Raw genomic sequence first — 13,482 nt, 5'->3', positions numbered from 1 at the left:
AGACATGGATCATTTTTGTTTGGGTATGTGATGCAGATCACAATGTCTGTTTAAACTTCTAAGTAAAATAAGGATATAAATAAAACTAAATAGTTTATAAAACTTCAATAGAATAGGAGTGATCATAGTGGCAAAGCAAAAGTTAGTCATGATTGGTAATGGTATGGCTGGTGTGCGAACAATAGAAGATTTGATAAAAGAAAATCCAGATGCCTATGAAATTACTATATTCGGTAAAGAACCGCATCCGAATTATAATAGAATCCAACTATCCAACGTACTTCAAGGGGATATGTCGATTGAGGATATTATCTTAAACCAATTAGATTGGTATGAGACAAATAAGATACAATTATTTACTGGAGAAACAGTGGTCGATATAGATCTAGATAATAAAGAAGTTATTTCTGATCAAGGGCAACGTGTTGCTTATGACAAATTAATTTTTGCAACAGGATCCTCTCCATTTTTTATCCCAGTAGAAGGCATTGATAAACAAGGGATTATCGGGTTTCGTGATGTGAGTGATTGTGAAGTGATGATCAAAGGTGCGGAGGAATATCAAGATGCGGTCGTTATTGGTGGCGGTTTGTTGGGGTTAGAGGCTGCCAAAGGATTAAAGAATCTCGGCATGAATGTATCAGTTGTCCATCTAATGCCGCATTTAATGGAGAGACAGCTTGATGCAGCAGCTGGTGCGATGTTAAAACAAGAGCTAGAAAAACAGGGCATTAACTTCCTGATGGAAAAACAAACAGTAGAAGTGTTAGGTGATGAACGTGCGACAGGATTACGGTTTAAAGATGGTTCAGAAGTAAAAGCCAATCTAGTCGTAATGGCCGTTGGTATTGTGCCAAATAAGGAATTAGCACAACAGGCAGGCATTGTAACAAACCGTGGGATTATCGTGAATGATTTTATGGAAACAAACATAGAAGATCATTATGCAATCGGAGAATGTGCGGAACACCGCGGCATCGCTTATGGACTAGTTGCTCCATTATACGAACAAGCAAAAGTTTTAGCAAAACGCCTTGCCAATGTTCCAACAGAGCCATATGAAGGTTCAGTAACCGGAACGCAGTTAAAAGTAGCAGGCGTGGATTTATATTCTGCCGGTGAAATAGAGGGGGACGATCAAACAAAAGCAATCCGTGTGCATAATGAGTTCGAAGGTGTCTATAAAAAAGTACTCATTCGAGATAACCATGTAGTTGGAACTGTGCTTTACGGGGAAACAACAGAAAGCACAAGACTATTTAGAATGTTATCCAATAAAGAAGATGTTCGAGATATGACGAGCCTTTCTATTCTACAAGCAGCAGGTGAAGCAGAAGAAGATGATGTAGCAGCGATGGCGGATGAAGTTGTTGTTTGTGGGTGCAATGGGGTTACGAAAAAAACAGTTGTTGATGCTATTCATGCTCATAATCTCACAAGTGTAAACGAAGTCGGAGGATGCACTAACGCAGGTCGTTCTTGTGGTCGTTGTAAGCCGCTCATTGGTCAGATATTGGAGCACACACTTGGTGATAGCTTTGATGGGGCGGCAGCTAAAGATGCGATCTGTAGCTGTACGACGCTAGACCGTGATGAAGTCGTAGCTGAGATTAAAGAAAAAGGCTTAACATCCGTAAAAGAAGTCATGCATGTATTAGGTTGGAAAAATGAAGAGGGTTGTTCGAAATGTAACCCTGCACTTAATTACTACCTAGGAATGATTTATGCAGATTATAAAGATGAACGCGATGCGCGTTTAGTGAATGAAAAAATGCACGCGAATATCCAGAAAGATGGCACTTACTCTGTTGTTCCTCGTATGTATGGAGGTGTAACGACTGCGGAAGATTTGAAAAAGTTAGCGGAAGTCGCAACAAAATATGAGGTACCACTTGTCAAACTTACTGGTGGACAACGAATTGGGTTGTTTGGGATTAAAAAGCAAGACCTACCAAGCGTTTGGGCAGAGTTGGGTATGCAGTCAGGTTATGCGTACGGGAAAACACTTCGTACAGTAAAAACTTGTGTCGGAGCGCGCTTCTGCCGTTATGGTACCCAAGATTCTATGGGCCTTGGGATGGAGCTAGAGAAAAAATTTGAACGAATCGACACACCACACAAATTTAAAATGGGTGTATCTGCTTGTCCACGTAACTGTGCCGAATCTGGAATTAAAGATATTGGTGTTGTTGGTATTGATGGTGGTTGGGAGATTTATGTAGGAGGAAACGGTGGTACCGATCTTCGTGCAGGAGACTTGCTATATACAGTTAAAACAAAAGAAGAAGTCATGGACATTGCAAGTGCGTATCTTCAATACTACCGTGAAACAGGACATTACTTGGAACGTACATCGAAGTGGGTGGAACGGATGGGGCTAGACCATATTAAATCCGTGATCGAAGACGAAAAAGTAAGACGTGAACTCATTAGCCGTATTGACCAAACACTAGAGAGATATAACGAACCTTGGCAAGAAGCGATTGAGAGTGACGAAATCCAAGGAAAATACTATCGTCCAGTCGTTACGAATTAAGAAGGAGAGGTGGAATAGATGACAACACAAACAAGGGTGAAAGTAGCGAAATACTCGGATTTGCCCGTCCGTAATGGCGTAGCTATAACCGTTGGCTCAGAAAAAATTGCTTTATACAAAGTAACATCTGGTGAAGTATATGCGATTGCAGACAAAAGTCCACATCCAAAAGGTGGTGTGCTTTCCGAAGGTTTAGTGAGTGGGCATTATGTGTTTTGCCCGGTCTATGATTGGAAAATATCTTTAGCCGATGGTCAGGTACAAGCGCCTGACCAAGGCCAAGTGAAAACTTATGAAGTAGAAATCGAGCGGGATGAAGTTTTTCTAAGACTATAACAACAGGAAGGGTGACGATAGGTGAAACAGGGGAAGGTGTATTTAGTTGGTGGGGGACCAGGGGATAGCAAGCTTATTACGGTAAAAGGAAGAGAAGCAATAGAAAAAGCGGATGTAATCATCTACGACAGATTAGTTAATCCGCAATTATTAGCTTATGCCAAAGCAGACTGTGAATTGATTTTCGGTGGGAAATTGCCAAAACGTCACTTCCTTCGTCAAGAGCAGCTTAATGCGCTGTTAGTGAAAAAAGCACGTGAAGGAAAAGTCGTTGTTCGTTTGAAGGGTGGAGATCCTGGCGTATTTGGACGTGTGGGAGAAGAGGCGGAAGAGCTCAAAAAAGCTGGGATTGATTATGAAATCGTACCAGGCATTACATCTGGAATTGCTGCTCCCATCTATGCCGGAATTCCAGTGACGCACAGAGATTATGGCACATCTTTTGCGATGGTAACTGCTCACGGAAAAGCGAATGATGGTAAACCAGTGATTAACTTTGAAAGTCTCGTTGGCATTGATACAATCGCTTTTTATATGGGAATTGCTAATCTCTCTTATATTAGTGAAAACCTGATTCAACATGGGAAAACCCCTAATACACCTGTCATCCTGTTGCAGTGGGGTACGTACGGTCGTCAACAGCAACTCGAGGGACGTTTAGATACGATTGCAAAACAAGCAGAAGCAGTTAAGTTTCAAAATCCAGCGATTATTTTAGTTGGGGACATCGTCAAGGTTCGTGACAAAATGAGCTGGTTTGAACATAAACCGTTAGTAGGACGTCATATTTTATTAGCGAGAACAAGTAATCAAGAGAGTACGTTAAAACAACAATTAGAAGAACAAGGTGCAGAGGTAATAGATTTTCCGAAATGGAAGAAAACACCTGCTCCGATTGACCAGACTAAAGTAGCTAAGCTAACAACTTATAATTCTATTTATTTTTCATCACCGGAAGTAATCGAAGACTTTTTTGAGATTATTATGGAAAATGAAATAGATATTAGAACGATTCAGGCTACGTTTTATGTAGAGTCGGTTAAGTCTCAAGCATTATTAAAGAAACGAGGTTTGCTAGCAAAAATCGAAAAGGTAGATGCTATTGCTGGGGAGAATGGATTAATTGTGAAAGAAAAACTATCTTATGAAGAAAAGATAGAAACAAAGCATGATATATTCGTAACGAGCATAAAAGAGATTGATCCAAATTCTGTCGAGGTTTTTCAAAGAACGATGGATTCACTCCGTTTTGATACATTGATTTATCCAAGTAGCAATTCTGTTCATGCATTGCACGAAGGACTCGAAAAATGCGACTTGGAGCCAGAACAAATAGTTAGAGGGTTAACGACCTGTTGTTTAGGGAATCATACAAAACAGGAATTAGCAGGTCTGGGGATGAAAGTTGATGTCATGCCGTCATCTCCAAGTGTAGCTGCGTTTGTGAAAGCATTCATTGATGAACATACACTAGAGGAGGAGCGCAAGTGGATGCAATTGTCTATGTAGGACATGGGAGCCGTGCCGAAGCTAGAAATAAAGAATTTATTCAGTTTATGGACATGGTCTATCCGCAGATCCCGGTAGATGTGCAAACCTATGCTTTTTTAGAGCTAGCAGAACCGAGTATTACCGATGCAGTGACGGACTGTATTCGTAAAGGAGCAACGCGTGTCACGGTTGTGCCAATTCTATTGCTATCAGGTATCCATGTTGTGGAGGATATTCCGAATGAAATCGCGGAGATATGCTCTCAATATCCTAATATAGATATCGATCAAGTAGGGCCACTAGGTGCAGATGAAGTTGTAGTAAATGTGTTAAAGGCAAGATTGGATGAGGCAATTGGCGAACTGCCAAATAAAAAAGCGGTACTACTCATTTCACATGGTAGTAGGAATAAAGATGCGCCTCACGAATTTGAGCAGTTAGCTAGCCAACTGAAAGAGATGCTTCCTTTCGATGCCGATGTTTCTACCGCATATTTAAAAACGACACAACCATCGATAGAGCAACAATTAGAAAAAATGGCGATGAATCAGTATGATGAGATTTACGTCATTCCACACTTTTTATTCGCAGGTGGTTTTGTGAAGACAATAGAAAATGTGCTTGATAATTATCATGATCGTATGCCAAAAACCAAACTGATTTGCTGTGAGCCTACAGGATTCGATCAGTCCTATACGGAACTTATTGAAAAACGACTAGAATAAGTGTAAGCAGAGGGACGGTTCTTGTGTTTCCAAAATGGAAACGCAAGAACCGTCCCCTTGTTTACGACTTCATAATTATTTCACATTTAGGTTTTATAATGTTGGGTGCTAAGTGATAGGGGGAGATATAATGAAATTAAAACGAGCAATAGTAGTAATGTTTCTTTTTATACTTATAGTGGCAGCCTGTGATAACACAACGGAAAATAAGGAAGATTTTCTTGGTGAGGTGGTCGAGGTGGAAATTGAACTAGAGCCTGAAACGCCACGAGTGAATACGGATACAACCATAAAAGCTATAGTCACCCAAGGTAAGGACAAAGTGAATGATGCGAATGAAGTGATATTTGAAGTCTGGAAAGAGGGGCAAGAGGATCACGAAATGATTGAAGCGTCCAATCAGGGTGATGGTATTTATTCGATCACAAAACAATTTAAGACAGAGGGAAATTACTTTGTCGTGTCCCATGTCACTGCACGAGACATGCATGTTATGCCTAGAAAGGCATATACAGTTGCAAAGTAGTATGGAATCTATACATAATGAAGTAAACGATTAGTCACCAAGATGAACAGAGACCAAAAATAAGATGGTGAAAAAATGAAGAAATATCATGCGATGATCTTACTTGTCATTACTATATTTTTAAATGGATGTAACGAAGAAAAGATATCCATACCAAATAATATGAATGATTCTGTGATGATCTCCCACTTGAAAGAGCCAATCATGTCATTTATTGATGAAGATACTTTCGAAGTAGCAACGAGCACGTTACCATACAGAATAACAGCTATGGCAAAAATCAGCCCCAATTCTGTTGTCACTTCTGGAGAACAGGTTGAGCATTTACATCTGCTTGATTTAGAAAATGGACATATATCGGAATTGCATAAAAGTGGCATAGGTGTCAATGAGTTGTTATATCAAGCAGATGCAAATTTGCTTTTTTTTGCGAATAGTGAGGAGCATACGGTTGGGATTTTAGATGTAAATAGTAGGGATGTTATTGCAAATGTTCCGGTTGGACATGTTCCCATTGCAATGACGTTGGATTCAACAGGCAAGCTTTTATACGTGGTAAATTCCGAGGATGCAACAGTATCTGTTCTAGATATACATGCGGAAAAAGTGGTAAACAGCATTTCAATCATGACCCGCCCGAACGGTGTATTTTTTGATGGGGAATATCTGTGGATTGGTGGACATGGGGAGTATGGGACACTTAACAAATATGTTATTTTATATGATCCTACATCTGGAGAAGAAGTAGATCGCATTGAGGTTGGATTAATGCCAATTGCTATCTATAGTGACCGTTCAAGTAACGTTGTTTATGTAATCTGCCATGGATCCAATACTGTTGTAAAACTGGATGTTAAAGAAAGAACGGTAATCGACTCGGTTGAGGTCGATGCAAATCCATATGCGATCAATGGTGATGAGGCGAATTTATATGTCACGAGCATAGATGGCAACACCTTATCGATTATAAATAAAGAAGATTTTCATGTAGTAAAAAAAGTTCAATTAGAGGATGGACCATATCGAGTGATTTTAGGTGAAAACAATGAGTAGATATAAGATATTAATCGCGGATGATGAAGAGCAAATGCTTTTGCTATTATCCTCCTACTTAGAAAGTTCTGGCTTTGCTATTACAACGGCAGGTAATGGAAAAGAAGTGCTAGATCTCTATCATCAACAAGTTTTTGATTTAGTAGTGTTAGATATTATGATGCCTGAAGTGGACGGGTTTACGGTTTGTAAAAAAATTCGTGAAAAGTCCAATGTGCCAATCATTATGCTAACAGCAAAAAGTGAAGAGTTAGATCGTATTCACGGGTTGAAAATTGGAGCAGATGACTATATTGTGAAGCCGTTTAGCCCTAAGGAATTGGTTGCGCGCGTAGAAGCATTACTAAGAAGATCATTAAATTATAATCAAAGACAAGATGTCATTTCAATAGGCGACTTGGTCGTCGATTTAGTAGGGCATAAGGTAACCGTTAATGGAAAAATTATAAATCTAACGCGCAAAGAGTTTAATCTCTTGGAGTTTTTTATTCATCATAAAGGACAAGTATTTGCACGAGAGCAATTGTTAGATCGGATTTGGGGTTTAGAAAGTACTGGAACGCTTAGAACCGTCGATACACATATTAAGACACTCCGATTAAAATTAGATACTGCAAGTGATTATATAAAAACAGTTTGGGGAGTTGGGTACAAATTCGAGGTCTGAGATTTGTTTCAATGTTTGGATTAAAGCATAAGATTTGGACAACGATTATGGTTGTAGCCTTATGTACGATTGTAATCGGAACAGGTCTAACGTATTTTTTATATGAGCAGTTTTACGTGGAAAAACAAAGAGCGACCTTAGTCATGCAAGGGGAGGAGCTCGAGAACTTTTACCATACATCGCAAGCAAAACAAGAATTTTTACAACGTGTTGCGTGGACAGATCAGACATCTGATGCAAATGTGTTATATACAGAAGATCCAATGATGCTTAGCGCAGGTATTCCTGCAGAAGGATTTTCTGATACAAGTTTGATCACTTTTGAAGAACGACAACAATTGTTGGAAGGGGATCAAATTACTTTTATAAGACAACATCCAAGGTTTGATCAAGATATATTAGCCGTTACGATTCCTTTATTACAGGAAGATCAATTAGAAGGGGCTATTTTTCTCTACATGCCACTTACGGCAATGGAGGAGCCTTTTCAATCAATTAGGCTTGTTTTATTTATATTTCTCATCGTTCTTTTAATTGTGATCACATGGATTGGTCTTAAGATGACAGATCACTTAATCAAACCTCTAAAAGAGATGGAAACAATCTCCTACCAAATGGCTCAAGGTGATTTTTCTAAACGGATTATAGTAAGTAAACAAGATGAAATTGGGAATTTATCTAACTCGTTTAATACGCTTGCTGCATCGCTCGAGGAAGTAGACCAGAAGCGGAGAGAGTTTTTGCAAAATGTATCCCATGAACTTCGGACGCCACTAAGCTATATCAAAGGTTATACAGAGGTTCTTCAGGAAGATTTTGTAGATGAAAAGAGTAGAGAGAATTATTTGTCGATCATCAATAATGAGGTCGCACGTTTAATACGTTTGGTCAATGACCTGTTGGACTTAGCGCAGTTAGAGGATGACTCTTATCCGATGAAAGATGAGCCTTTGCCATATGCGCAACTTATTCTTGATGTTGTAGAACGATTTGAGTTATTCGCAAAACAAAAACAAGTAACCATTGAAGTAGAGGTGGACCACGACATCGTTGTAAGTGGTGATGCGGATCGACTAGAACAAGTGGTCAGTAATCTGCTAGATAACGCCATTCGGTACACACCCAATGGGGAAAAAATACTGGTAGGGTTGGCACAAGAAGACAATCAAGCACAATTACTGATCCAAGATGATGGTCCAGGTATTCCGAAAGAAGATTTACCAAAAGTAGTGGAACGATTCTACCGCGTAAATAGTGCCAGAACAAGAAAAGAAGGCGGCACAGGCATCGGCCTATCGATCGTCTATCAAATCATAAAAAAACACAAAGGTGACCTAACCATCGAATCAGAAGAAGGAAAAGGAACCACAGTCAAAATAACCATCCCCCAATTCTCGTAAACGGGGGGACGGTTCTTTTGTTTCCATTTTTTGAGTTGGTAGCCAGTTTGGAAAGAGCAAGGTCACTCTTTCCTTAGAAAGAGCAAGTCATTCTTTCATTAGAAAGAGCAAATCCCTCTCCCTTATGACAAAGAGCTATCCCACTGTCCTACTATGCATTACGATGCAAATCTAATAACTGTAATGTTGTCCTTTCATTATCTTCGCTTCGTTTAAAATCTTGTACTACTTTTCCTTCTTTCATAAAGTAAATCGTATCACCTAAGTCTGCTGCAACGTCCATCATATGAGTGGACAGGACAACAATTGTTCCGGTTTGTTGCACTTCTTTTACAATACGGACGAATTCGTTAATCCAATAGGGATCAAGTCCGTTTGTTGGCTCATCCATTAATAATAGTCTGGGTGACCCTAATAGTGCCTGACCAAATAAAAGTCGTTGCCGCATTCCTTTCGATAGTCGCTTTATAATTTCATCTTTTTTCTCCATAAGTCCAATGCGCTCCAAAATCGCAGGTACTTGGTCTTTAGAAGCGCTCGGTCGATAAGAAGCATAGAATGCTAGCATTTCCTGCACAGATATAAAGGGTTGTGCAGGGAAACTATCAGGCATATAGCCAATATGCTCCACGTAGTGTTCACGAGCTTGCCCCAGGTTAATGTCATCCAGCATTACATTACCAGTAGTTGGCGTAGATAAGCCAGCTAAGATTTGAATCATCGTACTTTTCCCGGCACCGTTCCCTCCACATAAGACAACACACTGACCAGGTCCTGTTTCAAAGGAAAAAGGAGATAATGCTTCATTATGTTTATAGCTTTTTGAAATATGCTCTACTTTTAATGTCATTATTACAACTTCCTCCTTTGTAATTTCCAGCCGGCGATGGTTAGAACAGTGGCTAGATAAAGAACGGTATAAATCACAAGAACTGGTAAAGACAATGTCATCTTGAAAAAGGTAACTAACGTATCAAATTCCTGACCGAAAACAGCCCCTCCACCAAACTGGACAACAAAAAAGACACGGACTAATTCAGCTGGATTTAGAAAGAGAGTAATTCCTAACACGTTAGCAATAAGTGGATACGGTACAAATTGTAAGATGGCAATTAATAGACTTGCCCACATCATAATAAAGATGAACCAAATAACAACAGAACTCATAAGCGCTTGCCAACGTGTAGAGGCAAATGTACCTATTAAAATTCCTATGCCTAAGAAAAAGCTAATCAAAAATAGAGCAAACAGATAGATGAGTACCATCCATTTTAGGGAGACGGGAAATTGTAAGATCGTGCAAAGGACCATGCTAATGCCATAGCTAACACTAAAGACAGCAATTTGAGCAACTAGTTGCCCAACAAATTTTCCTACCACATAACGAAAAGTGGATATTGGATAGGTGCTAAGCAATGCCCATTGACCACTTTCTAGTTCATTCGTAATGGATAAAGATCCAATAATTAACATAAAAAGAGGGAGAAGATATAAAAGCAAATTGATGATCGTACCCAACACATTTGTATAACCGTCAAATTGTGGTAAGCCTCTATTTAGCAAAAATAACAAGCTAATTACAACGGTCCACAGAATCACAAAGGTGAAAGATGATGGTTGTCTTAGCGTCGTTCTCCATTCGGTAAAAAATGCTGTTTTCATCGTATCCATCCTTACTTAGCGAATTAAAGAAGACGGTCTACTTATCAAAAAGTGACCGTCTTAGGCCTACTAATTATTCATGGTCCTCGTGGTCCGAGTTAGTTTCACTATCATGATTCATGTCCATTTCTGTATCCGTTTCATCAGCGTGGTCTTCGTGCCCACTGTGCCCTTCCTCACCAGCATGCTCTTCTCCATGGCTATGCTCTTCCATATCCATACTCATTGCCCATGCGTGATTTTGCAGGTCATCATACGATAATAAATTGCCTTCGTTTTCTGCAATGAATTGCTCTGCATCTTCTGCGCTTTCAAAAGATACAACATTGTAACTCATCGGTGTTTGGATAGATGGATTAAATACATAGGTTGCTTGGTCGCCCTCAATCCATTCTTTCGTATGGTAGTCTCTTACAAACTGTGCTGCGACTTCCTCTGATTCATTTTCATCAAACCACGTGTACATACAACCAATATCGTCAAATACGTGAACTTTTTCATTGGAAAGGATTACTTGTGTAGCAAACGCACTATCCTTTACTTGCATATTACAGATGGCGCATGTATCTGTAGACTCATCAATGGCAACGGGTTCGACCTCGTTATTCCCACATCCTGCTAACAGGATAAAGGAAAGTAGCAATAGACCTAATATTTTACTAATTTTCATATACGTTTCCTCCTAAATGTAAATAATTTAATTCCTATAAGGGTTAAGCAACTGCCTAGAACCAGTTTTAGAATAGTAGGTAATAGTTGAAACCCATCTTCTTCGTGTGTAATCGGTGGTTGCATTAATGGATAGGCATCTTGCATGACAGTCTCTTTTGGTACTTTAAATAACGCTTCGATTACGGTCATGCTTGGTGAATCAAAAAATAATTGATACGCAGGGACATCCTCTGTTAATAAGAGATAAAGAGGTTCTGCCTGATATGGAAAAATACTAACGCCTTCGCTTTGTTTTTCAAGTTTGATGGAGGAATCCCAAAAGTTTCGCTCCACGTCATTTTCTGTGCTATTCACAGCTTGAAGTTCATTGACATTCCCATTGAAACTGTTGTCAGAAATAAGGTTGTCCTTTGTGGTATTAAATTGCAGTCCGATAAAATTGCTAGTAATCCCATTTTGCGTAAGGCTATTATCCTCAGCAGAGATCATGTTAATGCCAATACGATTTTCACTTAGTGTATTTTCTGTCACGGTTGCTTGATGTGCATCAAACAGGAAAAGGCCCTGTGAATTAACATTAAGATTATTTTCACTAAACGTATTTCCAGTTATCGTTGCGTTGGTCGAGGTCATCACCATGGCCCCTGTGAAATTTTGATACGAATGATTTTCTTTTATAAGTACATCATCTGAATACATTAGGTGAATCCCATATCTCGCAAACTGAATATCATTTTCTGAGATCTCACTATCACTACTTCTCTCAAGGTATATACCATCAATCACAGTTTCGATTTGGACTCCTTGGATTCGGTTCTGTGATGATTCCCAAACATCAATCCCATTACTAGTGCCATTTGTTGTAATACTTCCACCTTCAATAACAGAATTTGTTACGCCGTCAAACTGAATCCCAATACTCTGGCTATTCACATGGAGTTTTTCAAGGTGGATGTTATCACCTGATACGAAAATTGCTGGTTCACTTATACTTGGTTCAGGATCCTCGCAATGCTCTATCTTAATGTTTTCTAGCCGTACGTGATCACTTTCTACTTGAATAATCGGTTGATTAGAGCATGAACGAATAACCGTATGATCTGATCCGATTAGGGTGACTGGCTTTGAAATAGTGATTTCCTCTTCATACGTATGGTCCAGTAAAGTAACTGTACCGCCTTCAGGTGTTTCATCAATTAATGTTTGAAGATGACCTTGAGCTGAAACGGAAGGAACATAATAGGGAAATAGATTCAACAAACCTAGTAAGATCGTAAGTTTGAGAAATGCTTTTAATTTCACAACCTAAGATCATCTCCTTCTAAAAAGTAATTCCATCTGTTGATGGATCATTGCGATACAGTATGTAATCATAAGTGAGATTTGTGAAATAAGAATGAAGTTTTTGTGTAGTGAAAATGAAAAGTGATACACCTTAGTTATTATTGGTATATTTTGACTATTATAAACAGAGAAAATTCATCGGGGTGTAAGCAGAGGGACGGTTCTTGTGTTTCCAAAATTGGAAACACAAGAACCGTCCCTCTGCTTACATATTACAACCTTTTTAGAGATATAGCTTGTCTTACTTTTCGAAGGGATTCTTTTCCTTCTTCTTTTCTTGCCATCATCACATTGACATAGATAGCATCAATAATTGATAACTGCGCAATCCTTGATGCTAGTGCTTCGGAGCGGAAATCTGTTTCCTCTGACACGGTGTGTAAAGAGATGTCAACAGCCTGGCTTAGTTGTGATCTCGCAAAGCTAGTAATGGCGATGGTTTTGACACCGTTTTCTTTTGCTATTTCTAAAATATTCAAAATATCCTTTGTAGCGCCAGTGTGTGAGATCAGGACAGCGACATCTTGATCGGTCATTTGGGATGCAGACATGTGCTGCATATGTGTGTCGGTTTGAGCAAATACGGGTAAACCTGTCCGAATGAGCTTATGATAGGCATCTAGTGCAATCACATTGGAACCACCAATGCCAAAGAATTCTACTTTTCTAGCTTGTAAAATTGCTTGAATGGTAGAGGCGAAATCCTGTTCATCTAGCACTTTCAACGTGTCCTCTAGTGTTTTCATATTCGAATGAAACACCTTTTCAACTACGGTAATCTCATTATCAGTTCCTAGAATTCTCTCATGAATATCTTGCATCGGTTCGACAAGTTCAGTAGCTAAGATGATTTTCATTGCTTGATAGCCTTTAAATCCTAAGCGCTTACAAAAACGAAAAACAGTAGAGTCCGCGACACCAAGATCATCCGCAACCTGATTAATTGTTCCATGTACAATATTTTCGGGCTTCTCTAATATATAGTCAGCAATTTTCTTTTCTTTTTCACTGAAAGTAGGATAGTAGGAACGTATTCGCATCAAACATTGTTGCATGCCTTTTGGGGTCAT

The 13,482-nt window shown here is 39.2% G+C and carries 13 protein-coding genes; 8 read left to right on the top strand and 5 right to left on the bottom strand.

Translation table 11 applies throughout. The features are described from left to right. Positions 1-127: 127 nt before the first annotated feature. The 8 genes from nirB to NYQ66_RS12095 all read left to right on the top strand — a co-directional run bounded on the left by nirB (position 128) and on the right by NYQ66_RS12095 (position 8,734). Positions 128-2,536, top strand: a complete 2,409-nt coding sequence (nirB, locus tag NYQ66_RS12130; protein WP_259869830.1) for a nitrite reductase large subunit NirB — start codon at positions 128-130, stop codon at positions 2,534-2,536. 18 nt (positions 2,537-2,554) lie between these two features. Beyond that, positions 2,555-2,872 carry a nitrite reductase small subunit NirD gene (nirD, locus tag NYQ66_RS12125; protein WP_259869827.1) on the top strand — a complete coding sequence of 106 codons (318 nt, stop codon included), beginning with the start codon at positions 2,555-2,557 and terminating at the stop codon, positions 2,870-2,872. Between the two features lie 21 nt (positions 2,873-2,893). Next, complete coding sequence (gene cobA / locus NYQ66_RS12120; RefSeq protein ID WP_259869824.1) at positions 2,894-4,381, top strand: uroporphyrinogen-III C-methyltransferase; 1,488 nt, start codon at positions 2,894-2,896, stop codon at positions 4,379-4,381. Beyond that, positions 4,360-5,088 (top strand): sirohydrochlorin chelatase, encoded by a 729-nt coding sequence (locus NYQ66_RS12115; protein WP_259869822.1) that lies wholly within the window; start codon positions 4,360-4,362, stop codon positions 5,086-5,088. Before cobA ends, NYQ66_RS12115 begins: the two co-directional genes overlap by 22 nt. A gap of 130 nt (positions 5,089-5,218) precedes the next feature. Continuing rightward, a complete protein-coding gene (locus NYQ66_RS12110) occupies positions 5,219-5,614 on the top strand; it encodes a FixH family protein (protein ID WP_259869821.1) in 396 nt (131 codons plus the stop codon). A gap of 75 nt (positions 5,615-5,689) precedes the next feature. After that, on the top strand, positions 5,690-6,667 hold the full coding sequence (locus tag NYQ66_RS12105) for a YncE family protein (RefSeq protein ID WP_259869819.1): 978 nt from the start codon (positions 5,690-5,692) through the stop codon (positions 6,665-6,667). Beyond that, positions 6,660-7,334: a response regulator transcription factor gene (locus NYQ66_RS12100; protein WP_259869817.1), complete on the top strand. Its 675-nt coding sequence runs from the start codon at positions 6,660-6,662 to the stop codon at positions 7,332-7,334. The genes NYQ66_RS12105 and NYQ66_RS12100 overlap by 8 nt, the downstream gene beginning before the upstream one ends. An 11-nt stretch (positions 7,335-7,345) precedes the next feature. Further along, a complete protein-coding gene (locus NYQ66_RS12095; protein ID WP_259869815.1) occupies positions 7,346-8,734 on the top strand; it encodes a sensor histidine kinase in 1,389 nt (462 codons plus the stop codon). A 151-nt stretch (positions 8,735-8,885) separates the two neighbouring features. On the opposite strand, the gene NYQ66_RS12090 is transcribed toward NYQ66_RS12095, so the two are convergent. The 5 genes from NYQ66_RS12090 to NYQ66_RS12070 all read right to left on the bottom strand — a co-directional run bounded on the left by NYQ66_RS12090 (position 8,886) and on the right by NYQ66_RS12070 (position 13,482). Then, positions 8,886-9,587: an ABC transporter ATP-binding protein gene (locus NYQ66_RS12090; protein WP_259869945.1), complete on the bottom strand. Its 702-nt coding sequence runs from the start codon at positions 9,585-9,587 to the stop codon at positions 8,886-8,888. Next, the gene (locus tag NYQ66_RS12085) at positions 9,587-10,396 is read right to left on the bottom strand and encodes an ABC transporter permease (protein ID WP_259869813.1); all 810 of its coding nucleotides are present in this window, start codon (positions 10,394-10,396) and stop codon (positions 9,587-9,589) included. The genes NYQ66_RS12090 and NYQ66_RS12085 overlap by 1 nt, the downstream gene beginning before the upstream one ends. A gap of 73 nt (positions 10,397-10,469) precedes the next feature. Next, positions 10,470-11,066, bottom strand: coding sequence for a nitrous oxide reductase accessory protein NosL (locus NYQ66_RS12080; RefSeq protein WP_259869812.1), 597 nt, complete (start codon positions 11,064-11,066; stop codon positions 10,470-10,472). Continuing rightward, the gene (locus NYQ66_RS12075) at positions 11,063-12,370 is read right to left on the bottom strand and encodes a right-handed parallel beta-helix repeat-containing protein (protein WP_259869809.1); all 1,308 of its coding nucleotides are present in this window, start codon (positions 12,368-12,370) and stop codon (positions 11,063-11,065) included. Before NYQ66_RS12075 ends, NYQ66_RS12080 begins: the two co-directional genes overlap by 4 nt. A 254-nt stretch (positions 12,371-12,624) precedes the next feature. Then, the gene (locus NYQ66_RS12070; protein WP_259869807.1) at positions 12,625-13,482 is read right to left on the bottom strand and encodes a MurR/RpiR family transcriptional regulator; all 858 of its coding nucleotides are present in this window, start codon (positions 13,480-13,482) and stop codon (positions 12,625-12,627) included.

The sequence above is a fragment of the Aquibacillus koreensis genome, from assembly GCF_025154055.1.
In the GTDB taxonomy this organism is placed as follows: Bacteria; Bacillota; Bacilli; order Bacillales; family Amphibacillaceae; genus Aquibacillus_C; species Aquibacillus_C koreensis.
This window is presented reverse-complemented; position numbering and strand designations above follow the sequence as displayed.